This is a genomic window from Nocardia sp. NPDC003183, from assembly GCF_053590715.1.
The window spans coordinates 143,906-168,909 of sequence record NZ_JBSFTG010000002.1 but is presented as its reverse complement, the minus strand read 5'-3'; the positions used below and the strand labels follow the sequence as shown (position 1 = coordinate 168,909).

Below are 25,004 nucleotides of genomic sequence, written 5' to 3'. Positions count from 1 at the left end.
CATGCTGACGCTGCTTCTATACGTGCTCATCGTCGGGTTGGTCGCGGCGATGCTGTTCCTTGTCGCCAGTGCGGTATTCGGGCGGTCCGAGGAGCTCGGGCCCTTACCCGAGGGGACCACCGCTACCGTGCTGCCCGCCGACGGCGTCACGGGGGCCGATGTGCGTGCGTTGCGATTCCAGCAGGTGGTGCGCGGGTACAAGGCCGGCGAGGTCGACTGGGCGCTGGGCAGGCTGGCCGAGCGGATCGACGAACTCGAGTTCGAGCTGACGCAGGCTCGGCAGTGGCAGGCGCAGGTGGCGGCGGGCCAGGAACGCGGGTGAGCGAGCTCGCCGACGACGGCCTCGTGCGCTGCGACTGGTCGACCGGCTCGCAGCTGTACCGCGATTACCACGACACCGAATGGGGTCAGCCCCTGCACGGTGACGACGCCATGTTCGAACGGCTCTGCCTCGAGGCCTTCCAGTCCGGGCTGGCCTGGATCACCGTCCTGCGTAAGCGGCCCGCCTTCCGCAGCGCGTTCGCCGGTTTCGAGATCGCGAAGGTCGCCGAGTTCGACGATCACGACCGCGCGCGGCTGCTGGCCGACGCGGGCATCGTGCGAAACCGCGCCAAGATCGACGCGGTGATCAACAACGCCCGGGTTGCTCGCGACCTGCCGGTGAGCCTGGACGAGCTGCTGTGGTCGTTCGCACCCGCGCCACGCCCACGGCCGGCCTCGATCGAGAATGTGCCCGCCACCACACCCGAATCCATTGCTCTGGCAAAGGAATTGAAGCGCCGAGGGTTCGCTTTCGTCGGTCCGACGACGGCGTATGCCCTCATGCAGGCAACCGGCATGGTGGACGATCACCTGGATGTTTGCTGGGTGACAGCGGTACCGAACGGAACCGACTCCGCAGTCACATTTCGCACTCAGGTGTCCGCCCGCGACGGCAATAGGGAAGAATAGGACCGGTGTGGCCCGCCGAACACCCGGCGAGCCCGCTGGTTGGCGACAACCGGCAGACGAGAAAACAGTGCGCAGAACCACCGCGCAGATCTGGAGGGAGCAGAGGATGGCGGCCATGAAGCCCCGTACCGGGGACGGTCCCCTCGAAGCAACCAAGGAAGGTCGTGGAATCGTCATGCGGGTTCCACTCGAGGGTGGCGGGCGTCTGGTCGTCGAACTCACACCGGACGAGGCTGCGGCGCTCGGTGACGAACTGAAGAGCGTCACCAGCTGAATGCGCTGACCGAGGTCGCCGCACTTCTGGCCTGCCCGGAGTGCGGCGACGAGCTGCAACCGCACGATCGTGCGCTGCGATGCGGTACCGGTCACAGCTTCGACATCGCCCGCCAGGGCTATGTGGGACTGCTGACCGGCGCATCGACGAAAATGACCGGCGACACCGCCGACATGCTCGACGCCCGCGCCGCTTTCCAGGGTGCGGGCCATTTCGCCCCGATCGCCGCGGCGATCGCTCGTGCCTTCGACACCGCCGCGACGGTGCTCGAAATCGGGGCGGGCACGGGCTACTACCTCGCCGACGTGCTCGACGCGCATCCCGATGCCCTCGGCATCGCCTTGGACGTGGCCAAGCCCGCCGCCCGCCGCGCCGCCCGGGCGCACCCGCGCGCGGCCTCCGTGCTGGCCGACGCCTGGCGTGGCCTGCCACTGCGCGAGGACGCCGTCACCGGCGTGCTCTCGGTGTTCGCCCCGCGCAACCCCGCCGAGGTCGCCCGCGTCCTCGCGCCCGGCGGACGCTTCGTCGTCGTCACTCCCACGGCGCGTCATCTGAGCGAACTGATCGGCCCCCTCGGCATGGTGGGCGTCGATCCGGACAAGGACCGGCGCCTGGCCGACTCGCTCGCCGGCGCGTTCGCCCGTGCTGAGCACACCCTCGTCGAGTTTCCGATGAAGCTGTCGCGCACCGATGTCACCCGTGTCGTCGCGATGGGCCCGTCGGCGTTCCACCGCACCCCCGCCGACGATCCACGCATCGCGGCACTCTCGGACACCACCGAAGTGACGGCGTCGGTCACCGTGTCGACCTATCTGCCGAACCGCTGACCTAGCGCAACACACTCCGATACACGTCGAGCGTGTGCTCGGCGATCCGCGCCCAGTCGAACTCCGCGATCGCCCTCGCCCGCCCGGCCTCGCCGTAGCGCACCGCCAAGGCCGGATCCCCCGCGACCTCGTTCACCGCGGCGGCGAGCGCGCGCTCGTACTCCCCGGTCGCCTCGGGGTCGTAGTGCACCAGACGCCCGGTGACCCCGTCGTCGACCACCTCCGGAATCCCGCCGACATCCGAGGCCACGACGGCGGTCGCGCACGCCATCGCCTCCAGATTCACGATGCCCAGCGGTTCGTACACCGACGGGCACACGAAGACCGACGAGGCGGACAGGATCTGGCGGACCTGCTCGGCGGGAAGCATCTCCTTCACCCAGAAGACGTTGCCGCGCTGCCGCTGCAATCCGTCGACGGCGGCGGCGACCTCCACCTCGAGTTCCTTGGTATCGGCCGCACCCGCGCACAACACCACCTGGATGTCGGGGGTGAACGAGGCGGCCGCGGCGAGCAGGTGCCCGACGCCCTTCTGCCGGGTGATCCGCCCGACGAAGGACACGATCGGCAGGTCGGCGCGCACGCCGAGCCGCTCGAGCACCGGCGCCTCGTCGGCGGCGGGCGGGCCGGGGTGCCACACGCTCGCGTCGATACCGTTGTGCACCACATGAACTCGATCGGGGTCGATCGCGGGATAGGCGTCGAGCACATCGTGGCGCATGCCTTCGCTGACCGCGATCACCGCGTCGGCGTTCTCCATCGCGTTGCGTTCCGACCACGACGACAGCCGATACCCGCCACCGAGCTGCTCGGCCTTCCACGGCCTGCGCGGTTCCAGCGAATGCGCGGTGAGCACATGGGGGATCCCGTACAGCATGGCGGCGAGATGACCGGCCAGGCCCGCGTACCAGGTGTGCGAATGCACCACGTCCACGCCGCCGGCCGCGTCGGCCATCCGCAGCTGCGCCGACATCATCTGCAACGCGGCGTTGGCTGCGTACAGCTCGGGGTCGGGGCGATGCACCACAGCACCGGCGCGCGGCGCGCCCATACAGTGCACGGTGACGTCACAGAGCTCACGCAATCGGGAAGTGAGTTCGGTGACATGTACTCCCGCACCGCCGTACACCTCGGGGGGATACTCCCGGGTCAGCATCGCCACCCGCAGCGCTTGCGCTGGAGTCTGCTCGCTGTCGGTGCCATCACTCACCGGTCCAAATTAGACCCTCGGGTCGACATGGGCCACCGTAACCTCGCTGGCCCTGTACTTTGAGCAGGGTGAGGAGCCAGCCGCACGTACTCGGGATCGTGCTCGCCGGTGGCGAGGGCAAACGACTGTTTCCACTCACGGCCGACCGCGCCAAGCCGGCGGTTCCGTTCGGTGGCGCCTACCGGCTCATCGACTTCGTGTTGAGCAACCTCGTGAACGCGGGATACCTGCGCCTGTGCGTGCTCACCCAGTACAAGTCGCACTCACTCGATCGCCACATCTCCCAGACCTGGCGGCTGTCCGGCTTCACCGGTGAGTACATCACCCCGGTGCCCGCCCAGCAGCGTCTCGGGCCGCGCTGGTACACCGGCAGCGCCGACGCGATCATGCAGTCGCTCAACCTGATCTACGACGAGGATCCCGACTACATCGTGGTGTTCGGCGCCGACCACGTGTACCGGATGGATCCGGAGCAGATGGTGGCCAGCCACATCGCCTCGGGTGCCGGCGTCACCGTCGCGGGGATCCGGGTGCCGAGGGCCGAGGCCAGCGCGTTCGGCTGCATCGACTCCGACGAGTCCGGCAAGATCACCCAGTTCCTGGAGAAGCCCGCGCACCCGCCGGGTACCCCCGACGACCCGAACGTGACGTTCGCGTCGATGGGCAACTACGTGTTCACCACCCGCGTGCTGGTCGACGCCATCCGCGCCGACGCCGAGAACTCCGATTCCGACCACGACATGGGCGGCGACATCATCCCGAAGCTGGTCGCCGACGGCAAGGCCGCCGTCTACGACTTCGCCGACAACGACGTCCCCGGCGCCACCGAACGCGACCGCGGCTACTGGCGCGACGTCGGCACCATCGACGCCTTCTACGAGGCGCACATGGACCTGGTCTCGGTGCACCCCGTCTTCAACCTCTACAACAAGCACTGGCCGATTCGCGGCGCGGCGGAGAACCTGCCGCCGGCGAAGTTCGCGCAGGGCGGGCTCGCCCAGGAATCGATCGTCGGGGCAGGCTCGATCCTGTCGGCGGCCACGGTCCGCAATTCGGTGCTGAGCTCGAACGTGGTGATCGAGGACGGCGCGACAGTCGAGGGCAGTGTGTTGATGCCCGGTGTGCGGATCGGGCGTGGCGCGGTGGTGCGCCACGCGATCCTGGACAAGAACGTGGTGGTCGGCGAGGGCGAGATCATCGGCCTCGATCTCGACCGTGACCGCGAGCGTTTCGCCGTCAGCAACGGCGGTGTGGTCACCGTCGGCAAGGGGATCTGGGTCGGTTAGCCCCGCGAGGCGCAGAGCAGACCGTCACCGATCGGGATCAGCACGCTGGTGAGCTCGGGGTTCTCGGCGATCGCCCTGGTCGCCGCGCGCACGGCCTGCGTCGCCGGGTCACGCTGTTCCTGGTCGGGCACCCGCCCGCCGAGTAGCGCGTTGTTGAGGATGAAGGCGCCACCCGCACGCAGCAGCCGCACGCCCTGTTCGACGTAGTGGGGGTGTTCCATCGGCGCCGCGTCGATGAAGACCAGGTCGTAGGAGCCATCGGCCAGCCGGGGCAGCACGTCCAGCGCGCGCCCGTTGATCAGGCGCGTGCGCGACGGGGTGATCTCGGCGGTCCGGAACGCCTCCTTGGCCGCGCGCTGATGCTCGGGCTCGGAGTCGATCGTCGTCAGGGTTCCGTCCTCCCGCATCCCGTCGAGCAGCCACAGCCCGCTGACGCCCGCTCCGGTACCGACCTCTACCACCGACCGCGCGCCCAGCATCTGCGCGTACATGCTCAGCAGCGCGCCGACCGCCGCGGGCACCGGCGCGGCACCCAATTCGGTGGCCCGCTCACGCGCTTCGAGAAGGACCTCGTCCTCGACGACGGACTCCTCCACATAGGCCAGGTTCCGCTCCACGTTCGATGCCACAGCTATGAGGCTAAGCCACCGGAGGGGTATGTGTATTCAGCAAAGGGACGGATCCGGCACTGTGTCGCACAGATCCCGAACAATTGCCGAAGGTTTGCGGATCGGTCACAACAGTCCCCGAACTGCTGGTTCTCCGTTGCCGGCGGGACTAGGCTCGAGTCCGACCAGAATTCTCAGGTCACACTCAGGATCTCCACACCTGACCCATATCAGCGCAGGAAATAGTTGCCCTACGCAAGGCCAGCCGATCGCGGCGGGCACGAGGCTCGGGAACAACCACACACAGTTGCTGGTTGATTGTCGGTAAGCAAGGTTCGCTGACCCGGACCAGCAAGGTTTCGTGCCAGCGGTCCCGAGTAGGAGGTGTCCCATCCCGATGGTAGACACGGCGCGTCAAGACGCCACCGACCAGACTCTGCCCGCTGATCTCATCGCGGCAGAAGCCGAAGAACTCGACGCCGAACTCACCGGCACCGCCGCTTTCGACGCGACCGGCGATCGCGCCGCCATGCCGTCCTGGGACGAACTCGTCCGCGAACACGCCGACCGGGTCTATCGCCTGGCCTACCGCCTCTCCGGCGATGCCCAGGACGCCGAGGACCTCACGCAGGACACCTTCATCCGGGTGTTCCGCTCGCTGCAGAACTACCAGCCCGGCACCTTCGAGGGCTGGCTGCACCGCATCACCACCAACCTGTTCCTCGACATGGTCCGCCGCCGCAACCGCATCCGGATGGAAGCGCTGCCCGAGGACTACGACCGGGTGCCCGCCGAAGGGCCGACCCCCGAGGACGCCTACCACGACTCCCGTCTCGACCCGGACCTGCAGAAAGCACTGGATTCGCTGGCGCCGGAGTTCCGTGCCGCCGTGGTTCTGTGTGACATCGAGGGTCTGTCCTATGAGGAGATCGGCGCCACGCTCGGTGTGAAACTGGGGACCGTGCGCAGCCGGATCCATCGCGGGCGTCAGGCACTGCGCGAGTACCTTGCGCATAATGGAAGTGAGCAGCGGTACTCCGCTGAAGCCCCATCGGTGTGACGGGTGTTCCGACGTCACCCGGTGGCTCAGGTGATGTCGGTCGGAAGGAAGAAATCCGCATGAGTGTGGACCCCAGTGCCGCAGGTCGCCCGCCGCGCTTTCAGCCCACCGAGCACTTGGCCAGTGAGGCAGTCGCGGCCTTCGTCGACGGCGAACTGCGGATGAACGCGTATCTGCGCGCCGCCCAGCATCTTTCGGTCTGCCCCGAGTGCGCGGCCGAGGTCGATGCCCAGCAGCAGGCGCGGATCGCGCTGCGCCGCGCCGCCGAGGTGGCGATTCCGCGCAGCCTGCACGACAGTCTCTCCCGCATTCCGCTGGCCGACCTCCCCGGCAACGCACCCCAACCGCAACGCCGTAACGAGGCATTTCTCGGATTCATCACAGATTCCTTCACCGCGACCCGGTGGACAACGTGGCGGCGCAAGTAGAGTCTGCGACGTGACAGGCGAATCGACGAATTCCGGATCGGCCGACCACTCGGATTCGGGGGCTGAATCACCCAGCGCGGATGCACGCACGGACGCGCGGGGCACCCTGCGCCCTTCCGACGCGCCGAACCTCGGCCCGCGCCCGGTCTACCGGCCGCACATCGACAGCCACACCGCGCGCGCGTTCCGCCGCCCGAACGGCCAAGCCGGTTCGTTCGCACCGCACGACCCCCAGCGCGTGGCCGGTAAGGGCGCCGACGACGGAATCGTCCAGCGCCCGCCCGACGGCGTGCTCGCCGAGGCGTTCGCCCGGCCCGAGGGCTCCTCGGAGCTGCTGCAGCGCGAGCCCGGCGCCGACGAGCCGAAGACCGTCGTCGCGGGTCCGGTGGATCCGTGGCGTGACCCCGACGCGGCGGCCAGGCTCGGTTCGCCCGCCGTCGACACTCCCCCGCCCGCCCGGCTGCCTGTCGCGGACAAGCTGAGCGCGCGCGAGGTGCTGTTCGGTTCGCGGGTGGCGCCCAAGGCGCTCGCGATCTTGGCCGCGCTGGCGCTCGGCATCGCCGTGATCGGCGGCCTCGTCGGCCGCGTCACCGCGGAGACCGCGTCCACGCTCACCTCACGCAAGGTGACCCTCGATCAGAGCGCGGGTGTCGAGACTCCGCACAGTCAGATCGCCGCCGTCGCCAATGCCGTGCTGCCCTCGGTGGTGTCGATCCGGGTCACCGTCGGCGACAACGGCGCGACCGGTTCCGGCGTGGTGATCGACGGCGGCGGGTATGTCGTCACGAACAATCACGTGATCTCGATGGCCGCGACCGACAAGTCCAACCGGGCCGCCATCCAGGTGCAGTTCTCCGACGGCACCCGGGTGCCCGCGCAGATCGTCGGCCGTGATCCCAAGACCGACCTCGCGGTGCTCAAGGTCGAGGCGAAGAACCTGACCGTGGCCAATCTCGGCAAGTCCGCCGACGTCCAGGTCGGCGACGACGTGCTGGCGGTCGGTTCGCCGCTGGGCCTGAGCAAGACCGTCACGTCCGGCATCGTCAGCGCCCTGCACCGTCCCGTGAAGCTCGCGGGCGAGGGCAGCGACACCAACGCGGTGATCGACGCCGTCCAGACCGACGCCGCGATCAACCCGGGTAACTCCGGTGGCGCGCTGGTCGACATGCAGGGCCGCGTGGTGGGCATCAACACCGCCATCCGCAGCGAGACCGGCGGTTCGGTGGGCCTCGGCTTCGCCATCCCGGTCGACGTGATGACCACCGTCACCCAGACGCTGATCCGCGACGGCCAGATGCACCACCCGGTGATCGGCCTGAGCGCGCGCACCAAGACCGTCGCCAACGAGGTGATGAGCGGTGCCGCCGTCGCCGATGTGACGCCGGGCAGCCCCGCCGACAAGGCGGGCATCGTCGAGGGCGACGTGGTGGTGCGGATCGGCGACCGCGAGGTCACCGGGCCCGACGAGCTGGTGGTCGCCGTGCAGCAGCACAAGATCGGCGACAGGGTGAACGTGCAGTTGATCCGTGATGGCAGGCAGGTGGACGTGCCGGTCACCCTCGAATCCGACTGAGCTCCGACGCCGCGCGACGGGTAGCCTGGATCCGTGTTCAGCAACATCGGGTGGAGCGAGATGATGATTCTGCTCGTCGCCGCCCTAGTGATCCTCGGCCCGGAGCGACTGCCCGGTGCCGTCCGCTGGACCACGGGGGCGCTGCGCCAGGCGCGCGACTACGCCAGCGGCGCCACGTCCCAGCTGAAGCAGGAACTCGGGCCGGAGTTCGACGACCTGCGCAAACCGCTCGCGGAGCTGAACGAGTTGCGCGGGATGAGTCCGCGGGCCGTGGTCACCAAGCACCTGCTGGGCGGTGACGACTCGGTGCTGCGCGATCTGGAGAGCGCGGTGCCCGACAAGCAGCAACTGTTCGGCACCAGTAGCGGCATGCCCGGCACCCCGGCCAAGCCCGAGCCGCAGAAGTCGCTGGAGCGCAACGAGCGCCCCCCGGTCGACTACGACGCGACCTAGCACGCCCCGGACCAGGGAACACACCGCACGGTCGGCATTTGCTACGAGGTCGCGCCGGCCGAACACTGCGGCGGCGACCTCGCCCGTCTGTGATTTGCCGACAGTCCGCGTCCGAGACCGTTGTCTCGCAAGACAGTTCGATGTCAACCGATATAGACACACAACGCTGTCGAGCTGTCTAGACTTCGCACATGTCGGCCGATGACGTGGCACGAGTTTTCGCGATCGAAGACAAGGTCGAGAGACTCAAAGCAGCCACCGACGGGGTGGCGGCTGCCCAGCAGACCATCAACGAACTAACGAGGATCCGGCGAGCCGTGATCCGGGAACTCCATGCCGACGGCTGGACGTTCGCGCGGATCGGCGCCGCCGCCGGATTGTCGCGTGCGCGCATCCACCAGGTGAGCACCCAGGGCCCCGTGCCCGAGGGACTGTTCTTCGGGCACGGCACGCTGACCGTACTCGCCCCCGAGGTCCGCTCCGGCAGGCTGCTCGGCGCACCCGACCCACAAGCCGCCCAACGCCTGGCCGAGCTCCTGCGACAGCTCGGCTTCGCCGCGAACGTCGAGACGTTCATGCCGGGCAGGCCGATCGACCTCAATCGCGACGGGCTGGTGATTCTCGGCGGGCCCGAGCTCTCGCCGAGCCTGCGTCAGCTGGTGGTGGCCGATCCCCGCCTGCGCCGCACCGTCACCCGCGCGGGCGATACCCGGCGTGGCATCGAGGACAGGGCCGCGCGCCGCGTGTACCGGCCGGGCGGCACCGAACCCCACGACATCGCCTACCTCGCCCGGCTGCCCCGGCCCGACCGCCGCGGCAGCATCATGCTGATCGACGGGCTGCACCCGCCCGGCTCGCTGGGTGCGATCCGATTGCTGGCGACCCGGTTGGCGACCCTGCACGAGCGCGCGAGCAGTCATCTTTTCTCGGTTCTCATCGCGGTCCGATACGACCGCGCAACCGGCGAACCAGTTGATGCGGATCTACTCACCCCGGTATACCGGCATGAAACAGACCCCAAGTTGGCTACGACCCGGGTTCGTCCATAGTCTGAATTAAACTTGCCATACTTGGTGATCTGCATCACTGTACTGTTATGGATCACAAGTCGCCCGCGATGGTTAGATTGCTAGCGAGTAACCGAGTGTGAGTAGGTGAGCATCAGATGTTCTCGTCTCCTGAGGCCGGCGCATGCCGGGTTCTGCCCGTGCACGCGAGTGGTCACCCAAGGCCCGTTCCGCCCTTCGACGCGGGGCCGGCCAGCGGCGACGTCATCGTCACCACCCATCGCATCACCTACAGCGACCGGCTGAAGGTCTTCATCGGCCCGCACGAGGACGTGGACAGCTTCTTGCGCCCCCTGCGCCGGATGGACGGTCATCAGCGTTACGCGCTCGATCTGACCGTGCTGCCCGAACCGGTGCCCGCCACCGAGGTCACCACCTCGGCGAGTTCGGCGCGTGGCGATCTCGCGCTCGGTTGCGCCGGCTCGGCGGACGCGATGACGCTGCAGCTGCGCAGGACGGTCGATCACGTCACCCGGCGCTTCACCCTCGGCCTACCCGGCGGACGGCTCGGCCTGCCGACCGTTTACCTCCCGCACGGCGACGAGGACACCTACGTCTACCCGGAAGAGGTGTTCACCGCCGACAACGCGGTGGAGATCTTCCGCGACTTCTTCCACACCGGTGCCGTGCCGCCCGGCCTCCAGCAGCGCGAGATCCTCGACTGACGACTCCCGGCCGCTCGCCGCGCGAGCATGCCCGGAGATAGCTAGGCTGGTCAGCACGGTCACAACGCCCGGACGGTGATCGTGGAGAGGCCGGTGCGCGATGCGTGATCTGCTCGGGCAGGTGCTCGAAGCGCTCCCCGATCAGGCCCTCGCGCTGGCCAGGATCGTCGACCGGACCGGTGCCGGGCCGCGCGAAACCGGGGCCACGATGGCGGTCACCGCAGACGGACGGGTCCTCGGCTCGCTGTCCGGCGGCTGCGTCGAATCGGCGGTGCTCACCGCCGCCCACCAGGTTCTCCTCGACGGCCACGCCACCCTCGAGCGTTTCGCCGCCGCCGATGAACTCACCGTCGGCCTGCCGTGCGGTGGCGAGATCGAAGTCTTCGTCGAACGCCTCGATCGCACCGACCTGCCCACACTGCGCGCACTCCACACCGCGCTCGACGCGCGCCGCCCGGTCGCCTACGCCACGACCCTCGAGTCGGCCCCCGACCGAAAACTTCTGTACCCCGGCACTTCCTCGCCATGGCGCGGCCTCGATCACGACGCCGCCGCCCTCCTCACCGCAGGCCACAACGGCCTCGTCGGCGCCCAGGACTGCACCCCGGCCCAAGCCGACCGCCCCCGCACCTTCGTGCAGGTCTTCCGCGCGCCCGCCCGGATGATCCTGGCCGGCGCCAACGACTACACCCGAGCGCTGACCGTCGCCGCGACGAACCTCGGTTACCGCGTCACCGTCGTCGATGCCCGCGAGACGTTCACCACCCCGACCCGTTTCCCGGCAGCCGACGAGGTGGTCGTCGACTGGCCGCATCGCTACCTCGACGCGGAACAGGAGGCCGGCCGCGTCGACGATCGCACGGTCGTCTGCGTTCTCACCCATGACCCGAAATTCGATGTCCCCCTGCTGGCTTCGGCCCTGCGCCTGCCCGACGTCGGATTCATCGGCGCACTCGGCTCCCGCCGGGCGCACGCCGAACGCACTGTCCGCCTGCGCGATGCCGGCCTCACCGCCGCCGAAACTGCCCGCGTCCGCAGCCCGCTCGGCCTCGACCTGGCCGCCGACACGCCCGAAGAAACCGCCGTCTCCATCCTCGCCCAAATCCTCGCCGACCGAGGAAACACCACGGCACAACCCCTGGCGAACCTCGACGGCCCCATCCACCGTCGGCCGAATTAGCGCCGCCTCGAAAATACGAACAACCCGGCACCTGTTCATCCGCGAATAATTTCGATACAGTTTGTTTCAAAGTTCTGAAACAGATTGTCCGGAAGGAGTTCGGTGCGACCACCCGATCCACGAACGGTGCGCAGTCGTGACACCGCGCTCACCTCGGCTCGCGAACTATTGATCGAGCAGGGATTGGCCGGGCTCACGCACGGCGCCGTCGCGGCGCGCAGCGGGATCAGCCGGGCCACCCTGTACCGGCTCTGGCCGGAGCCGACCGATCTGGTTCGCGCCACCCTGACCCAGCACATCACCCTCGCGCAGCCGGAGCCGACCGGGGATCTGCGCGCCGATCTACTGACCGAACTGACGGCCACTCACGCGATGCTGCACGAACCGGCCACCGAGCAGGGCATGCGGGTGATGATCGAAAGGGCCGCTGTCGACCCGAGATTCGCGCAGGTCAAGGAGGCGCTGTACCGGTCGGGAACCCGGGCCGCGCGCACGACCTTGACCGAAGCCGTCGCCCGCGGGGATCTGCCTGCCGAACTCGATGTCGACCTCGCGCTCGATCAGCTGCACGGTCCGCTGTTCTTCCGTCGTCTGGTCGCCAACCGGACTTTCGACCTCGACTATGTGCGTGATGTCCTCGACGACTTCCTCCGCACCCACTCCCCGAAACACCTACGTCAGCAAGGAACTTCGTGACATGACGACCGTCGTCTCCAGAAACCTCTCCGCCCCGCGTGTTCTCGTCGCGCTCGTCGCGGTCATCACCGTATTCGGCGCTTTGCTGGCGGATTTCATCATTCCGGCGGGAGCGGCACAGCATCTGCGCAACGACGCGTGGCCGCCGCACGCGAAATTCCACGACGCCCAGTACATCGCCATGTCGATCCTGCTCGGCGGGCTCGCGTTGGCGCTGCTGCTCCGGCGCGATGCCACCCGGACGATCTTGTGGACAGCCTGCGCGATCCTGGCCACGCCGTGGCTCGGCCTGCTGGCGGCAATGCTGTTTCCCGGCACCGCCGTTCACGATCCGGAGTTCGCCGCCACCACGATCATCGGCCTGCATCCGCAGGTGTTGCTGGCGGTGATCCTGTTGGCGCTGCTGACCGTCGCCGTCACGCTCAGCGCACGTCATCGGGACTGACACACCGCGGGCGCCGCACCCGGTCCACCGACCGAGGCGACGCCCGAGATGGACGACTACGCCGCGACTTGTTCGGGGCGAAGGGTTTTCATCGGAGGGCGGTCTTCGAGGGAGACCGTGGTGGTGTGAGCGATGAATTCACCCTCGATCAACGGGAACTGGGTGAGGGGGGCGCCGGAGTCGGGGACGCCGCTGCGGCGCAGGGCGGTGCCGAGGATCTGGCGGCTCATGACGCCCAGATCGGCGAGGGGGCGGTTGCGGTGGGTGCGGACGCCGAGGTTCACCTGGGTGATGGCGTCGAGGCCCATCGTGTCGTAGGTATCGAGGAGCAGACCGATTTCGACGCCGTACCCGGGGGCGAAGGGAACCGAGGTGAGGAGCTCCCGGGTGCCCGCGTATTCGCCGCCCAGCGGCTGGAGGACCTGCGCCAGTTCCGGACGAAGAGCGGCCAGCAGTGGTCGGGCGACGAGTTCGGTGACGCGGCCGCCGCCGTTGGCGTCGACCGACTCACCCTGACGTAACGGGCGGCGGTAGTACGCCTTGGACAGGTGGGTGCCCTGCATCATCAGCAGCGGGCCGAGGAGCTTGGGCACGAAGGCTGGGTCGGGATCGATCAGGTCGGAGTCGACGAAGGCGATCAGGTCGCCGGTGGTGGCCGCCAGCGACCGCCACAGCACCTCCCCCTTACCGGGGACCGGGTCGAGTTCGGGAACGGCCTCCTCGCGTGAGATCACCTCGGCGCCCGCCGCGCGTGCGCGTTCGGCGGTCGCGTCGGTGGACCCGGAGTCCAGCACGATCAGTTCGTCGACCAGCGTGCCGAGCAGCGGCCGGATGCTGGCCACGACATCGGCGACGGTGTCCTGTTCGTTCAGCGCGGGCAGCACCACCGAAACGGTGCGGCCCTCCTTGGCGGCGACGAGTTCGCCGACCGTCCAATCAGGGGTGTCCCATGTGTGGGTAGTGGCCCAGGCGGGCTCGCGGTGTTGGATTTTCATGCCAGACCTCGCAGAGTTCGTGCGGGGGGCCGGATGCCCTGGATCGCGGCGATCATGTCCACGACCCGCCGGGTTTCGGCGACTTCGTGAACCCGGAAGATCCGAGCGCCCGCGGCGGCCGACCATGCGGTTGCCGCCAGTGTGCCCTCGACCCTTTCGGTAAGACCTACCCCTAGAGTCTCCCCGATAAAATCCTTGTTGCTCAGTGCCATCAGGACTGGCCATCCGGTTTTTACAAGACCGTCGATTCCGCGCAACAACTCGAGCCCGTGATAGGTGTTTTTCCCGAAATCATGAGTGGGATCGATCACGATGCCATCGGCTCGCACCCCCGCGGCCGCGGCGTTCTCGGCCGCGGCGACCACCGTCGCGGTCACCTCGGCCACCACATCGGCATACCGGACACGGTGCGGCCGGGTGCGCGGCACGGCGCCACCGGTGTGACTACAGACGATGCCCGCGCCGGTCTCGGCGGCGACGTGCACGAGATCGGGGTCGGCGCCGGCCCAGGTGTCGTTGATCAGGTCGGCGCCCACGGCGACCGCCGCCCGCGCGACGTCACCACGCCAGGTATCCACACTGATCAACAGGTCCGGATACTTCGCCCGGATCGCCGCGACGAACGGCACCACTCGCTGCGTTTCCTCGGCCGCGTCGACGGTGACACCCGGCCCGGCCTTCACCCCGCCGATGTCGACCAGATCGGCGCCCTCGTCGACCGCGCGCGAGACCCGTTCCATCGCGGCCTCGTCACTGAACGTGGCCCCACGGTCGTAGAACGAGTCCGGCGTGCGATTCACGATCGCCATCACCAACGCGAGATCCGTCGCCACCTCGCGCCCGCAAAAAGTCTGCTCGGTCCGCTTCCCCGGGACTTCTGCCGACAACTCGGGACCGCGACTGCTGGTGCTCCGGGCAGGCGGTTCGTTCTCTGGTCGGGGTCCGGGCGTACCCGACGAGTTACCGATGTTCATGCGAAATCAGACGTTACCTTGCTACCTCGGGGCCTTGCCGACGGCAACGTCAGCCGCGTATTCGTCGTAAGCCGGGATGTAGCCGTCCGCTGGGCCGGACAGCACGTACAGCTGACTGTGCGGGTCGGGTGCGTAACCCTGCTTGCGCAGTTCCACCTTCCGGCTCTTGAACGTCGAGGTCTGTTCCAGCTCCTGCACCACTCGCACGTACAGCGGGACCGCGTACAGCGGCAGGCGCCCGTAGGCGGTGGCGGCCAGTGCCTTCCCGTCGAACGCGGCGTCGGTGGCGAGGGTGATCGCGGCCATGCCCGCTTTGCCGTCGGTGCCGGGGATGTCGACACCGTAGACGACGGCCTGTTCGATGCTCTCGTGGTGCCCGAGCGCGCCCTCGACCTCCGTGGTCGCCACGTTCTCACCCTTCCAGCGGAAGGTGTCGCCCAGCCGGTCGACGAACGCGATGTGCCAGAAGTGCTGATCGCGGACGAGATCGCCGGTGTCGAACCAGCAGTCGCCCTTCTTGAAGCCGTCGCGCACCAGCTTGGACTCCGACGCCTTCTTGTCGGTGTACCCGTCGAACGGCTGACGATTGTTCACCTTCGCGAGCAGCAGCCCCACCCCGCCGGACCGCACCCGGCGCAGCTTCCCGTCCTTACCCCGCCGGGCGTGGCCGGTCTCGTCGTCGTACTCCACCACCGCGTACGGCAGCGGGCACAGCCCGGCGGTCCGGTCGACGCCGAACGCGTTGACGAACGCCAGCGGCGCCTCGCTGGACCCGTAGAACTCGACCACCCGGCTGATACCGAACCGGCGACGGAACTCGTCCCACAGTTCGGGCCGCAGCCCGTTGCCGACGGCCAGCCGGACCCGGTTGCCCCGCTCGGCGGGCCGCACCGGCTGGTTGATCAGGTACCGGCACAGCTCACCGATGTAGATGAACGCGGTGGCCCGTTCCCGCGCGATCTCGTCCCAGAACCCCGACGCCGAGAACTTGCGGCTGAGCACATAGGCCGATTCGCCCGCGAGCACCGCCGACAGCGCGACCGTGAGTGCGTTGTTGTGATAGAGCGGCAGGCAGCAGTACAGCGCGTCGTCGGCACGCAACCGGACGCCGAGCCCGCCGAGCCCGGACATGCTCTTGGTCCAGCGCTGATGGGTCATCACACTGGCCTTGGGCAGGCCGGTGGTGCCGGAGGTGAAGATCAGGAACGCCCGCTCCCCCGCCCGCACCCGCTCGCACACGGCAGGATCGGAATCGGCCGCGGTGCGGGCGGATTCGGCCAGTTCCTCGGCGGGGAGCACGTTCGCCGCGGGCTCGGGCAGCGATTCCAGCGCCTCGGCGCACTCCTCGCCGACGATGTTGAGCACGCTGCCGAGCAGTCCGATGCTGTGGGCGAGGACCTGATCGCGCTGGTTGTAGTTGAGCAGACCGACCGTGGCGCCGAGTTTGAGCACCGCCAGTACCGTGAACAAGGTCTCGGGCCGGTTGGTCATCAGCACACCGACCACATCGCCGCGCGAAACCCCGCGCGCGGACAGCACCGCGGCGTAACGGTTCACCTCACCGTTGGCGGCGCGATAGGTGTAGGAACGGCCCTCGAAACGCAGGAACACTCGATCGGGTCTGCGGTGCGCGACCCGCTGGAAGTACAGGCCGATGGAGGCTTTGTCCTTGGGCCCCACCAGCATTCCGCGCGCGTTGCGCAGCATGCCGGGGGCATCGAGTGCCATTGCGGGCAGGGCTTTGGCCAAGTCGAACACGCTTACCGTGTCGCGGGCGTCTGTGCTCACGTCGATCTCTCCTACTGGGCTGCCGGTTCGAGCGCGGCGAACGCGGTGGGCAGGTCGGTGGCCACGACGAGGCGCTCACGCGCCTGCCTGGGCACAATGGTGCGTTCGGACAGTTCATCGATCCAGCGGAACAGGCCGTCGTAGAAGCCGTTCGCGTTCAGCAGGACCACGGGTTTGGCGTGCTCGCCGAGGTAGCCGCCGGTCCAGGTCTCGAACAGCTCCTCGAGTGTCCCGATGCCGCCCGGCAGGGTGAGGAACGCGTCGGCGCGCGCTTCCATCAGCTGTTTGCGCTGGCGCATGGTGTCGGTGACGAGCAGTTCGTCGGCGTCGACATCGGCGACTTCCTTGTGCACCAGGTGTTTCGGGATCACGCCGATGGTGTGCGCGCCACCGGCCCTCGCCGCGGTCGCGACCGCGCCCATCATCGACACATGACCACCGCCGGAGACCAATTGCCACCCGCGCCGGGCGATTTCGGTGCCGACTCGCGCGGCGAGGCTGATCAGATCGGGATCAGTGGTGCTGGCGGAGCAGTAGACACAGACGGAATAGCTCACCATTGATCCTCGGTGCCGAGACGTTCGATGTTCGCGTGGTCGCCGGTCTCGCCCTGGATGATCCGCACGACCTCGTCGACGCTGTCGGTGAGCTGGATCAGATCGAGATCCTCGGGCGAGATCTTGCCCGAGCCCGCCAGCGAACTACGCAGCCAGTCGACCAGGCCCGACCAGTAGTCGACCCCGAACAGGATGATCGGGAACCGGGTGATCTTGCGGGTCTGCACCAGGGTGAGCGCCTCGAACAATTCGTCGAGGGTGCCGAAGCCACCGGGCAGGCAGACGAAGGCCTGGGAGTACTTCACGAACATCGTCTTGCGGACGAAGAAGTACCGGAAGTTGATCCCCAGATCCACCCAGTTGTTGAGCCCCTGCTCGAACGGCAGCTCGATGCCGAGTCCGATCGAGTAGCCGCCCGCCTCCGAGCAGCCACGGTTGGCCGCTTCCATCGCGCCGGGCCCGCCACCGGTGATCACCGCGAAACCGGCTTCGCTGAGCGCGGTGCCGATCGCCTTGCCCGCCACGTACTCGGGATGATCGGAACCCGTACGCGCCGAGCCGAACACCGTCACCGCGCGCGGAATCTCCGCGAGCGCACCGAAACCCTCGACGAACTCGGCCTGGATCCGCAGCACCCGCCACGGATCGGTGTGCACCCACTCGCTGTCCTGCCGCGTATCGAGCAGGTTCCGGTCGGCGGTCCGCACGCCGGGCTTGCGCTCCCGGCGGAACATCACCGGCCCACGGAACTTCGGCTTGGCCTTCCCAACCTGTTCATCAGCGGAATCGGTAGACATGAACCCAACCTACTGTGTTGGATTCCGGGCACGGGCGCGCAGTTGGCGGATCGGCCGGGCCACGGCCACCCCGCGCACTCGATCGAGCCGAAGGATTCTCTGTGTCGCTTGCAGTTCCGGCGCGTTCCGGTCGCGTTCTCGCGGTGCTGGTCGCCCTGGCCGGTGCGTTGATCGCCGCGTTCGTCGTCGCGCCGCGCCTGCTGGCGAACGGTACGGGCGCCGGCTTCGGTGACGAGAGCGATCTGCGGCGAGCATTGCGCACGGCCTTCGCCGAGTACTGGCAGGCCGGAACCCGGGACTTCCCCGCCGAGCTGACGACGGTGGTCGACTACTGGTTCCGCTATCACCTCGCCAAAGCGGTGCTCGCGGCGATGCTGCTGGCCGTGCTCGTCGCACTGGCGGTGCTGCTCTGGCGGGCGTTCCTCGCGGCGGGTGCGGCCGGACGCGGTCAGCGGGTGACGCTCGCGGCATCGGGTGGCGCCGCCGCGGTGCTGGCGCTGTGCTCGCTGGTGCTGGTGCTCGCGAACGCGCAGGGCGCGCTGACGCCCTTCGCCTCGCTGTTTCCCTTACTGCCGGGCGACGAGCCCGCCACGGTCCTCGCCCAGGTCGACCAGCGGTTGGCCGACGGCACCCGGACACCCCCGCTGGATGTGATGATCGAGGAGTTCGCTCGCTATCACGTCGCGATGGCCGCGCTCGCCGCCGTCACCGCCGTTTCGCTCGTCGGGGTGTGCGCCTTCCTGTGGCGTGCCGCCGTCTGGTCCGCCGACCGGCGCTCTCGCCGCGTCCTCGCCGTGTTCGGCACCTTCTCGGCCGTGCTCGCGCTGAGCATGGTCGTCGTCGCCGTCGCGAACACCACCAACGCGTCGGACCCGGTCCCCGGTCTGGCGGCCCTGTTCACCGGCGGTTGGTGAGCGGCTAGGGCTTCGACAGGTAGGTCCGCAGCATCGCGGTGACGGCGGTGATCTGGCTGAGCGGGACGTGCTCGTCGCGTTTGTGGGCCAGGTTGGGATCGCCGGGGCCGAAGTTGACGGCGGGGATACCGCGGGCGGCGAAGCGGGACACGTCGGTCCAGCCGTACTTGGCGCGCACGCCGCCCCCGCCGTGAGCGTTGACGGAGTCGATGAGGGTGCGAGCGGCCGGTGCGGTCAGGCCGGGGAGGGCGCCGGGCGAGGAATCGGTGACCTCGAAAGCGACATCGAGTCCGTCGAAGACCTCGCGGACATGCGCGACGGCCTGCTCGACGCTGCGATCGGGGGCGAAACGGAAGTTCACATCCACCTCGGCGACATCGGGCACCACATTGCCCGCGACCCCACCCGAGACCCGCACGGCCGACAGCCCCTCGCGGTACACGCAACCGTCGATATCGACTTCGCGCGCCTCGTAGGCCGACAACCGCGCCAGCACGGGCGCGAGACCATGAATCGCGTTCTCCCCCAGCCACGCTCGCGCCGAATGCGCGCGCACACCCGCGGTGGTCAAGCGCACCCGCAACGTGCCCTGGCAGCCTGCCTCGATCCAACCCGCCGAGGGCTCACCGAGAATCGCCAGATCGCCTTCGAGCCATTCCGGCAATTCCCGCTCGATGTGCCCGAGGCCGTTGAACTCCGCGGCGATCTCCTCGCCGTCGTAGAAGATCAGCGTCAAATCATGGGCCGGATCGGCGATCGTGGCGGCCAGATGCAGGAATACCGCATCGCCGGACTTCATATCGACTGTGCCACAACCGAACAGCACCGCTTCACCGTCGACTTCGTCGGGTCGGCTCGGCACATTGTCCGCGATCGGCACGGTATCCAGATGACCCGCCAGGATCACCCGCGTCGGCAGCCCGCGCCGCGTGCGCGCCAGCACCACGTTTCCGTGCCGCAGAATCTCGAACCCGGCGGTCTGCTCCCGTAACGCCTGCTCGACCAGATCCGCGATCTTGGCCTCGTCACGCGACACACTCGGCACGTCGACGAGGGCGGCGGTCAACTTGATCGGGTCGGCACGCAAATCGAGAGTCACATCTTCGACAGTAGTACGGGTGCGCCCCGATCCCGGAGATCCGGGCGAAGCAGACCGCGTGGTCGAACGCACAGGGCCCGCGGCACACCGCACCGGCCGCAACGGGCAAAATGGCGTCCGTGAGTATTCAGGGAGCAACTGCAGTCGGTATCGCCAATGTGACCTCGGACGGAACCGTCCTCGATACCTGGTACCCCAGCCCCGCGCTGGGCGAGTTCACCGAGACCGGCTCCCAGCGCCTCGACGCCGCCGACGTGCCCGAGTTCGCCGAACTCCTCGGCGTGGACGCGGCGCGTGGGGTCGAGGTGATCGCGGTGCGCACCACGATCGCGGACCTGTCGGCCGCCCCGGTCGACGCGCATGAGGTCTACCTGCGTCTGCATCTGCTCTCGCACCGCCTCGTGCGACCGCACGGCCTGAACCTCGACGGCCAGTTCGGCCTGCTCAGCAATGTCGTGTGGACCAACCACGGCCCGTGCGCGGTCGACGGCTTCGAGCAGACGCGCCTGAAGCTGCGCGCCCGCGGCCCGGTGACGGTACTCAGCGTCGACAAGTTCCCCCGCTTGGTCGACTACGTGGTCCCCGCCGGTGTACGCATCGGCGACGCCGACCGGGTTCGGCTCGGCGCGCACCTGGCCGCGGGCACCACCGTCATGCACGAGGGCTTCGTCAACTTCAACGCGGGCACCCTCGGCAACTCGATGGTCGAGGGCCGTATCTCGGCGGGCGTCGTGGTCGGCGACGGCTCCGATGTGGGCGGCGGCGCCTCCATCATGGGCACCCTGTCCGGCGGCGGCACCCAGGTCATCTCGGTCGGCGAGCGTTCGCTGCTCGGCGCCAACGCGGGTGTCGGCATCTCCCTCGGCAACGATTGCGTGATCGAGGCCGGCCTCTACGTCACCGCGGGCACCAAGGTCACCGGACCCGACGGCACCGTCGTCAAGGCCGCGAGCCTGTCGGGTCAGGACAATCTGCTGTTCCGTCGCAATTCCACCACCGGCGCCGTCGAGGTCGTGCCGCGTAAGGGCACCGGCGTCGAACTGAACGCCGCATTGCACGCCAACGATTGATCTCCTCGAATTGCCGGGCCGAGCGGCCCGGCAATTCGCGGCACCAGAAACAATTCAGCAAATATTGCGGTTTCATGACGATGAACCCGAATGTGCGACAAGCAATTTCGCACGCTAACCTTCGTTTCGCTGGTCCGATCAGGACGGCGAAAAAGCGGAGGGATTACAAGAATGAAGTTCGGAAAGATCACTACTGCTGTTTTCATGGCAGTCGCTGCGGTGGGGATTACCGCGGCCACTGCTCACGGTGCGCCCGCGGTGGCCACCGAGCAGCCCGCTGTAGTGGCTTCGGGGGGCGTGACTTCTGGCGTGACGCACGGAATCAACTACCAGACCACGGTCTCGCCCGCTGACAAGACCGTCACCTGGGCGGTCGACAGCGGCAAGTTCGAGCTCGCCGCCGACGGCGCCTCGGTGCTGCTGAAGGCCACCGACGGCGCGATCGTCGACCAGGCGCCGCTGCGCTCCGAGGTCGCGGGCCTGCCGATCGCCGTGAACCAGCAGATCAGCGAGGACGGCCGCACCGTCAAGCTGACCTCGACCATGGCGCCCGAGGATTCCGCGAAACTGAGCAACATCGCGGAACTGAAGGACATCAGCTCCTACGACCGGCTCATGGAGCAGGTCAACAAGAACCTGCCCGGCGTCGTCATCGGCGGCGTCATCGGCGCGTTCTTCCCGTTCCTGTGGCTGTTCACCATCCCGGCGGGCATGGTCATCGGCGGCTACGTGATGGGTGGCCAGGAATTCCTGGATGCCGTGATCGCGTTCGCGACCGGTCAGCCCTGATCTGACCTCGCGATAGGGAAAGGCCTCGTACTTCTGCGGAGTACGGGGCCTTTTCGCCGTGATGCGGATCACTGTCACAAACGAGGGCCTGGCCGCATCCCATGGTTGAGCACACAGTTCCCATGGCAGGAGGCACAGATGAACATCGTGGTTATCGGCGCAGGATACGCGGGTACTGTCGCGGCGAACCGGCTGCAGCGCAAGGCCCCCGATGCCCGCATCACCGTGATCAATCCGCGCGGCGTCTTCATCGAGCGGGTGCGATTGCACGAACAGCTCGCGGGCAGCGGGACCGCGGCCCGGCCGCTCACCGAGATGCTCAGGGACCCGATCGCGATCGAGACCGCGAGCGTGGACAAGATCGGCGACGGTGTCGTCACCCTCGACGACAGCCGGAGCCTGGACTTCGATCACGCCGTCCTCGCGGCGGGCAGCATCGCGAACCCGCTACCCGGCGCGATCCCGGTCGGCACATGGGAAGGCGCCGAGCAGGCACGAATCGCGCTCGAGGCGCTGCCGTCCGGCGGGATCGTCACGGTGATCGGGGGTGGGCTGACCGGGATCGAGACCACGGCCGAGGTCGCCGAAGCCCGGCCCGACCTGCGCGTCCGATTGGTGAGCGGGACCGTCGCCGCCGCGCTGTCGGCCGGTGCGCAGCGGCACATCCGCACCACACTGGCCCGGTTGAACGTGGAGATCGTGGCCGACCAGATCGCCGAGATCGACGGGACGACCCTGCGACTCGACTCGGGCGCCGAACTGCGTTCCGACCTCACCCTCTGGGCGATCATCTCCGCGGTGCCCGAACTGGCCGCCCGCAGCGGACTCGCGGTGGACGTCGACGGCCGAGCCCTGGTCGACGCTTCCTTGCGCAGCGTCACCGACCCGCGTGTCTTCGTCGTCGGCGACTGCGCCGCCGTCCCCGGTATGCGCATGGCCTGCGCCACCGCGGCTCCCCAGGGCGCACACGCGGCCGATACGCTGGCCAGGATGATCAAAGGACGGGAACCGCAGCCATTTTCGATGGGCTACGGCGGGCAGGGCATGAGCCTGGGCAGGCGCGACGGAGTGCTGCAGACGACCGACCGCCGAGACACCGCCCAGCGGCTCTACGTCAGCGGACCCGTCGCGGCGTTCACCAAGGAACGCATCAGCCGCTATGCCGCCTACGCCTCCCGCACCGGCAACAGCGTGTGGATCAACGGCCCGAAACGGTGATCCGGGCACACGTCGACACCTTCACCGAGAACCGGCGGCTGCTGTTCTCGATCGCCTACGAGATCCTGGGCTCGGTGGTCGACACCGAGGACGTCCTGCACGACAGCTACCTGCGCTGGTGCGAGGTCGACCGCACCCTGGTCGACAATCCGCGCGCCTACCTCGCACAGATCGTCACCCGGCAGGCGCTGGGGGTGCTGCGCTCCACCGCCCGCAGACGCGAGGAGTACATCGGGCCGTGGCTGCCCGAACCCCTGGCCACCGAGGCGGACGGCGGGGTCGAGCACGTGCTGACCGGCGAGGCTGTGACCACCGCGATGCTGCTCGTGCTGGAAACGCTCACGCCGGTGCAGCGGGCGGTGTTCGTGCTGCGCGAGGTGTTCGCGTTCGATTATCCGGAGATCGCGGCGGCGGTGGACAAATCCGAAGCCGCTGTGCGACAGCTGAATCAGCGCGCCCGCAACCGGGTGCACGCCGCACGCCACACCGCCGTCGCCACTCCCGCGCAGGCCCAGTCGGTGGTCGAGAAGTTCTCGATCGCGGCCGCCACCGGCAATGTGCAAGCGCTGATGGACGTACTCGCTCCCGAGGTGGTGTTCCTCGGCGACGGCGGTGGTGTGGTGAACGCGGTGCGCAGGCCGGTACACGGCCAGGACAAGGTGGCCAGGCTGGTCATCGGCTTGCTCGCCAAGGGACAGCGGCTCGGTGTCCTGGGCGCGCACCTCGGCATCTACAACGCGATGCCCACGATCCTGGCGACCGTCGACGGCGTGCTCGACCAGGTGACTTCCATCGAGGTCACCAACGGCCGGGTCACCGCGATCTACTCCATGCGCAACCCCGAAAAGCTCAGTGCTGTGCGGGTTCCGGACTGAGGCCGAAGGCGATCACCCGGTCGGGGTGGATCCGGATGAGCGCGTCGGACTGATCACCGAGGTAGGACTCGACCCCGGTCAGCGCCTCGGCGGTGCCGCGGATCTCGAGGCAGCGCACCCGCCACGGGCGCACCGAGGCGATGTCGTCGACGACGAAGGCCACCTGTGCGTTGTCGGCGAGATTGCGGAACTTCTTGGAGGCGGCCAGGTTCCAGCCCGCGATGTCGATGGTGCCGAGTTCGGCGTTGTAGCGGAAGCCGACCGGATTGTTCTGCGGGGTGCCGTCGCGGCGGACCGTCGCCAGACGCCCGAGCTGCTGGGTCGACAGGTAAGCGAGGTGTTCCGATGTCAGCGTTGCGCTCATGCACCGACGCTAAAACCTCGAGTGCGGTCTAGGTCAAGGGTCGCCGGGGGGAGGGGGCGAGCACACAGCCGCGAGCGGGCCTCACCCCTCGACCTCACAGGGTCCGCGCGCTAGGCTGTCAAATATACGGCACCGTATAACTGGAGGTTCGACATGACACTTCCCCCTGGTCAACGCGCGATCGACGGCTTCCCCCGTTTCGGCACACATCTCCATCACCCACCGCCGCCGATTCCCGCGAACCCGGTGATCGAGATCGGCGGGCCGCTGACGGAACCGCTCACGCTCACCCCGGCGGACCTCGCCGAGCTACCGCGCGTGCAGGTGCGGGCCGACTTCCACTGCGTGGCCGGCTGGTCCGCCACCGACCTGCGCTGGGCGGGCGTCCCGTTCGCCACGCTCTATCGCACGCGCGTCGAACCGCTGCTCGCGCCGGGTAGCTCGATCAGCCATGTCGTCTTCGAAGGGCTCGACGGTTATCGATCGGTCGCGCTACTCGCCGACGCCATGGCCGATGACGTGCTCATCGCCGACCGACTCGACGGACAGCCACTCACCAGCGACCACGGCGCGCCGATCCGGCTGGTGAGTCCTGGCCAGTACGGGTTCGTCAACACGAAACACCTGTGCCGCATCGAATTCCACACCGCGCAGCCCGTCGACCCGGACAAGTGGTCACCGCTCGCGGGGCACCGCAGGGCGCGCGTCTGGGCGGAAGAGCGCCATCGATACCTGCCGGGCAGGGTGGTCCGGCCGATCTATCACGCGTTGATCGGGCCGATCCGCCGGATGAGCGCTCGCGGAAGTGCCGAACGAACTGCGTGAATCCCGGTGCCGGACA

General features: G+C 68.3%; 29 protein-coding genes. 20 read left to right on the top strand and 9 right to left on the bottom strand.

The window, feature by feature from the left end:
* Position 1: 1 nt before the first annotated feature.
* The 4 genes from ACWDXS_RS08620 to ACWDXS_RS08605 all read left to right on the top strand — a co-directional run bounded on the left by ACWDXS_RS08620 (position 2) and on the right by ACWDXS_RS08605 (position 2,052).
* Positions 2–322, top strand: coding sequence for a DivIVA domain-containing protein (locus tag ACWDXS_RS08620; protein ID WP_449963709.1), 321 nt, complete (start codon positions 2–4; stop codon positions 320–322).
* On the top strand, positions 319–951 hold the full coding sequence (locus tag ACWDXS_RS08615; protein WP_449963706.1) for a DNA-3-methyladenine glycosylase I: 633 nt from the start codon (positions 319–321) through the stop codon (positions 949–951). Before ACWDXS_RS08620 ends, ACWDXS_RS08615 begins: the two co-directional genes overlap by 4 nt.
* 106 nt (positions 952–1,057) lie before the next feature.
* A complete protein-coding gene (locus ACWDXS_RS08610) occupies positions 1,058–1,225 on the top strand; it encodes a DUF3117 domain-containing protein (RefSeq protein ID WP_011211259.1) in 168 nt (55 codons plus the stop codon).
* Positions 1,222–2,052 carry a putative RNA methyltransferase gene (locus tag ACWDXS_RS08605; protein WP_449964723.1) on the top strand — a complete coding sequence of 277 codons (831 nt, stop codon included), beginning with the start codon at positions 1,222–1,224 and terminating at the stop codon, positions 2,050–2,052. Before ACWDXS_RS08610 ends, ACWDXS_RS08605 begins: the two co-directional genes overlap by 4 nt.
* Position 2,053: 1 nt before the next feature.
* Here ACWDXS_RS08605 and glgA read toward each other — a convergent pair whose 3' ends face one another.
* A complete protein-coding gene (glgA, locus tag ACWDXS_RS08600) occupies positions 2,054–3,220 on the bottom strand; it encodes a glycogen synthase (RefSeq protein ID WP_449964720.1) in 1,167 nt (388 codons plus the stop codon).
* 110 nt (positions 3,221–3,330) lie between these two features.
* Between glgA and glgC the strand changes: the two genes are divergently transcribed.
* Entirely contained in the window at positions 3,331–4,548 is a 1,218-nt protein-coding gene (glgC, locus tag ACWDXS_RS08595) for a glucose-1-phosphate adenylyltransferase (RefSeq protein ID WP_378993377.1), read from the top strand.
* Here the strand turns inward: glgC and ACWDXS_RS08590 are convergent.
* A complete protein-coding gene (locus tag ACWDXS_RS08590) occupies positions 4,545–5,177 on the bottom strand; it encodes an O-methyltransferase (RefSeq protein ID WP_378638264.1) in 633 nt (210 codons plus the stop codon). The genes glgC and ACWDXS_RS08590 overlap by 4 nt on opposite strands.
* 376 nt (positions 5,178–5,553) lie before the next feature.
* Here ACWDXS_RS08590 and sigE point away from each other — a divergent pair, with 376 nt between their 5' ends.
* The 9 genes from sigE to ACWDXS_RS08545 all read left to right on the top strand — a co-directional run bounded on the left by sigE (position 5,554) and on the right by ACWDXS_RS08545 (position 12,723).
* On the top strand, positions 5,554–6,216 hold the full coding sequence (sigE, locus tag ACWDXS_RS08585; protein WP_378638262.1) for an RNA polymerase sigma factor SigE: 663 nt from the start codon (positions 5,554–5,556) through the stop codon (positions 6,214–6,216).
* A gap of 59 nt (positions 6,217–6,275) precedes the next feature.
* The gene (locus ACWDXS_RS08580) at positions 6,276–6,644 is read left to right on the top strand and encodes a hypothetical protein (protein ID WP_378993375.1); all 369 of its coding nucleotides are present in this window, start codon (positions 6,276–6,278) and stop codon (positions 6,642–6,644) included.
* Between the two features lie 10 nt (positions 6,645–6,654).
* Positions 6,655–8,217, top strand: coding sequence for a S1C family serine protease (locus ACWDXS_RS08575; RefSeq protein ID WP_449963700.1), 1,563 nt, complete (start codon positions 6,655–6,657; stop codon positions 8,215–8,217).
* Positions 8,218–8,250: 33 nt separating this feature from the next.
* Entirely contained in the window at positions 8,251–8,670 is a 420-nt protein-coding gene (gene tatB, locus ACWDXS_RS08570) for a Sec-independent protein translocase protein TatB (RefSeq protein WP_378993370.1), read from the top strand.
* A 191-nt stretch (positions 8,671–8,861) separates the two neighbouring features.
* Complete coding sequence (locus ACWDXS_RS08565; RefSeq protein WP_056813397.1) at positions 8,862–9,719, top strand: hypothetical protein; 858 nt, start codon at positions 8,862–8,864, stop codon at positions 9,717–9,719.
* 116 nt (positions 9,720–9,835) lie between these two features.
* Positions 9,836–10,402, top strand: coding sequence for a hypothetical protein (locus ACWDXS_RS08560; RefSeq protein WP_449963695.1), 567 nt, complete (start codon positions 9,836–9,838; stop codon positions 10,400–10,402).
* Between the two features lie 100 nt (positions 10,403–10,502).
* The gene (locus ACWDXS_RS08555) at positions 10,503–11,582 is read left to right on the top strand and encodes an XdhC family protein (RefSeq protein WP_449963692.1); all 1,080 of its coding nucleotides are present in this window, start codon (positions 10,503–10,505) and stop codon (positions 11,580–11,582) included.
* 102 nt (positions 11,583–11,684) lie between these two features.
* Positions 11,685–12,278: a TetR/AcrR family transcriptional regulator gene (locus ACWDXS_RS08550; protein WP_378993365.1), complete on the top strand. Its 594-nt coding sequence runs from the start codon at positions 11,685–11,687 to the stop codon at positions 12,276–12,278.
* A gap of 1 nt (position 12,279) precedes the next feature.
* Positions 12,280–12,723 carry a DUF6640 family protein gene (locus ACWDXS_RS08545; RefSeq protein WP_449963688.1) on the top strand — a complete coding sequence of 148 codons (444 nt, stop codon included), beginning with the start codon at positions 12,280–12,282 and terminating at the stop codon, positions 12,721–12,723.
* 56 nt (positions 12,724–12,779) lie between these two features.
* Here ACWDXS_RS08545 and ACWDXS_RS08540 read toward each other — a convergent pair whose 3' ends face one another.
* Genes ACWDXS_RS08540 through ACWDXS_RS08520 form a run of 5 tightly spaced genes read right to left on the bottom strand, consistent with a single transcriptional unit; the run spans position 12,780 to position 17,834 of the window.
* Positions 12,780–13,718 (bottom strand): glucosyl-3-phosphoglycerate synthase, encoded by a 939-nt coding sequence (locus ACWDXS_RS08540; protein ID WP_378993362.1) that lies wholly within the window; start codon positions 13,716–13,718, stop codon positions 12,780–12,782.
* Positions 13,715–14,692 carry a dihydropteroate synthase gene (gene folP, locus ACWDXS_RS08535; protein ID WP_449963685.1) on the bottom strand — a complete coding sequence of 326 codons (978 nt, stop codon included), beginning with the start codon at positions 14,690–14,692 and terminating at the stop codon, positions 13,715–13,717. The genes ACWDXS_RS08540 and folP overlap by 4 nt, the downstream gene beginning before the upstream one ends.
* Before the next feature lie 21 nt (positions 14,693–14,713).
* On the bottom strand, positions 14,714–16,480 hold the full coding sequence (locus ACWDXS_RS08530) for a long-chain-acyl-CoA synthetase (protein WP_387447496.1): 1,767 nt from the start codon (positions 16,478–16,480) through the stop codon (positions 14,714–14,716).
* Between the two features lie 11 nt (positions 16,481–16,491).
* A complete protein-coding gene (locus tag ACWDXS_RS08525) occupies positions 16,492–17,040 on the bottom strand; it encodes an LOG family protein (RefSeq protein ID WP_378638240.1) in 549 nt (182 codons plus the stop codon).
* Positions 17,034–17,834, bottom strand: a complete 801-nt coding sequence (locus ACWDXS_RS08520; protein ID WP_387447495.1) for an LOG family protein — start codon at positions 17,832–17,834, stop codon at positions 17,034–17,036. Before ACWDXS_RS08520 ends, ACWDXS_RS08525 begins: the two co-directional genes overlap by 7 nt.
* 101 nt (positions 17,835–17,935) lie before the next feature.
* Here ACWDXS_RS08520 and ACWDXS_RS08515 point away from each other — a divergent pair, with 101 nt between their 5' ends.
* On the top strand, positions 17,936–18,748 hold the full coding sequence (locus ACWDXS_RS08515; protein WP_449963680.1) for a hypothetical protein: 813 nt from the start codon (positions 17,936–17,938) through the stop codon (positions 18,746–18,748).
* Between the two features lie 4 nt (positions 18,749–18,752).
* Here ACWDXS_RS08515 and dapE read toward each other — a convergent pair whose 3' ends face one another.
* Positions 18,753–19,847, bottom strand: a complete 1,095-nt coding sequence (gene dapE, locus ACWDXS_RS08510; protein ID WP_378993354.1) for a succinyl-diaminopimelate desuccinylase — start codon at positions 19,845–19,847, stop codon at positions 18,753–18,755.
* Between the two features lie 119 nt (positions 19,848–19,966).
* Here dapE and dapD point away from each other — a divergent pair, with 119 nt between their 5' ends.
* The 4 genes from dapD to sigJ all read left to right on the top strand — a co-directional run bounded on the left by dapD (position 19,967) and on the right by sigJ (position 23,799).
* Positions 19,967–20,917 carry a 2,3,4,5-tetrahydropyridine-2,6-dicarboxylate N-succinyltransferase gene (dapD, locus tag ACWDXS_RS08505; RefSeq protein WP_378993352.1) on the top strand — a complete coding sequence of 317 codons (951 nt, stop codon included), beginning with the start codon at positions 19,967–19,969 and terminating at the stop codon, positions 20,915–20,917.
* Between the two features lie 204 nt (positions 20,918–21,121).
* Entirely contained in the window at positions 21,122–21,706 is a 585-nt protein-coding gene (locus ACWDXS_RS08500; RefSeq protein ID WP_378652295.1) for a hypothetical protein, read from the top strand.
* Positions 21,707–21,844: 138 nt separating this feature from the next.
* The gene (locus ACWDXS_RS08495; protein ID WP_449963675.1) at positions 21,845–22,924 is read left to right on the top strand and encodes an NAD(P)/FAD-dependent oxidoreductase; all 1,080 of its coding nucleotides are present in this window, start codon (positions 21,845–21,847) and stop codon (positions 22,922–22,924) included.
* Positions 22,921–23,799, top strand: coding sequence for an RNA polymerase sigma factor SigJ (gene sigJ / locus ACWDXS_RS08490; protein WP_378993349.1), 879 nt, complete (start codon positions 22,921–22,923; stop codon positions 23,797–23,799). Before ACWDXS_RS08495 ends, sigJ begins: the two co-directional genes overlap by 4 nt.
* Here the strand turns inward: sigJ and ACWDXS_RS08485 are convergent.
* The gene (locus ACWDXS_RS08485) at positions 23,774–24,163 is read right to left on the bottom strand and encodes a PPOX class F420-dependent oxidoreductase (RefSeq protein ID WP_387447492.1); all 390 of its coding nucleotides are present in this window, start codon (positions 24,161–24,163) and stop codon (positions 23,774–23,776) included. The genes sigJ and ACWDXS_RS08485 overlap by 26 nt on opposite strands.
* Positions 24,164–24,316: 153 nt before the next feature.
* Here ACWDXS_RS08485 and ACWDXS_RS08480 point away from each other — a divergent pair, with 153 nt between their 5' ends.
* Positions 24,317–24,988 (top strand): molybdopterin-dependent oxidoreductase, encoded by a 672-nt coding sequence (locus tag ACWDXS_RS08480; protein ID WP_387447491.1) that lies wholly within the window; start codon positions 24,317–24,319, stop codon positions 24,986–24,988.
* The last annotated feature ends 16 nt before the right edge of the window (positions 24,989–25,004 follow it).

What these genes read in the sequence shown, in the direction of transcription:
- ACWDXS_RS08480 (WP_387447491.1), top strand. Translation starts at nt 24,317, where the DNA reads ATGACACTTCCCCCTGGTCAACGCGCGATCGACGGCTTCCCCCGTTTC.
- sigE (WP_378638262.1), top strand. Translation starts at nt 5,554, where the DNA reads ATGGTAGACACGGCGCGTCAAGACGCCACCGACCAGACTCTGCCCGCT.
- ACWDXS_RS08500 (WP_378652295.1), top strand. Translation starts at nt 21,122, where the DNA reads ATGGCAGTCGCTGCGGTGGGGATTACCGCGGCCACTGCTCACGGTGCG.
- folP (WP_449963685.1), bottom strand. Translation starts at nt 14,692, where the DNA reads ATGAACATCGGTAACTCGTCGGGTACGCCCGGACCCCGACCAGAGAAC.
- ACWDXS_RS08545 (WP_449963688.1), top strand. Translation starts at nt 12,280, where the DNA reads ATGACGACCGTCGTCTCCAGAAACCTCTCCGCCCCGCGTGTTCTCGTC.
- ACWDXS_RS08560 (WP_449963695.1), top strand. Translation starts at nt 9,836, where the DNA reads ATGTTCTCGTCTCCTGAGGCCGGCGCATGCCGGGTTCTGCCCGTGCAC.
- ACWDXS_RS08565 (WP_056813397.1), top strand. Translation starts at nt 8,862, where the DNA reads ATGTCGGCCGATGACGTGGCACGAGTTTTCGCGATCGAAGACAAGGTC.
- ACWDXS_RS08520 (WP_387447495.1), bottom strand. Translation starts at nt 17,834, where the DNA reads ATGTCTACCGATTCCGCTGATGAACAGGTTGGGAAGGCCAAGCCGAAG.
- ACWDXS_RS08620 (WP_449963709.1), top strand. Translation starts at nt 2, where the DNA reads ATGCTGACGCTGCTTCTATACGTGCTCATCGTCGGGTTGGTCGCGGCG.
- ACWDXS_RS08610 (WP_011211259.1), top strand. Translation starts at nt 1,058, where the DNA reads ATGGCGGCCATGAAGCCCCGTACCGGGGACGGTCCCCTCGAAGCAACC.
- ACWDXS_RS08580 (WP_378993375.1), top strand. Translation starts at nt 6,276, where the DNA reads ATGAGTGTGGACCCCAGTGCCGCAGGTCGCCCGCCGCGCTTTCAGCCC.
- ACWDXS_RS08485 (WP_387447492.1), bottom strand. Translation starts at nt 24,163, where the DNA reads ATGAGCGCAACGCTGACATCGGAACACCTCGCTTACCTGTCGACCCAG.
- ACWDXS_RS08525 (WP_378638240.1), bottom strand. Translation starts at nt 17,040, where the DNA reads ATGGTGAGCTATTCCGTCTGTGTCTACTGCTCCGCCAGCACCACTGAT.
- ACWDXS_RS08495 (WP_449963675.1), top strand. Translation starts at nt 21,845, where the DNA reads ATGAACATCGTGGTTATCGGCGCAGGATACGCGGGTACTGTCGCGGCG.
- ACWDXS_RS08540 (WP_378993362.1), bottom strand. Translation starts at nt 13,718, where the DNA reads ATGAAAATCCAACACCGCGAGCCCGCCTGGGCCACTACCCACACATGG.
- ACWDXS_RS08555 (WP_449963692.1), top strand. Translation starts at nt 10,503, where the DNA reads ATGCGTGATCTGCTCGGGCAGGTGCTCGAAGCGCTCCCCGATCAGGCC.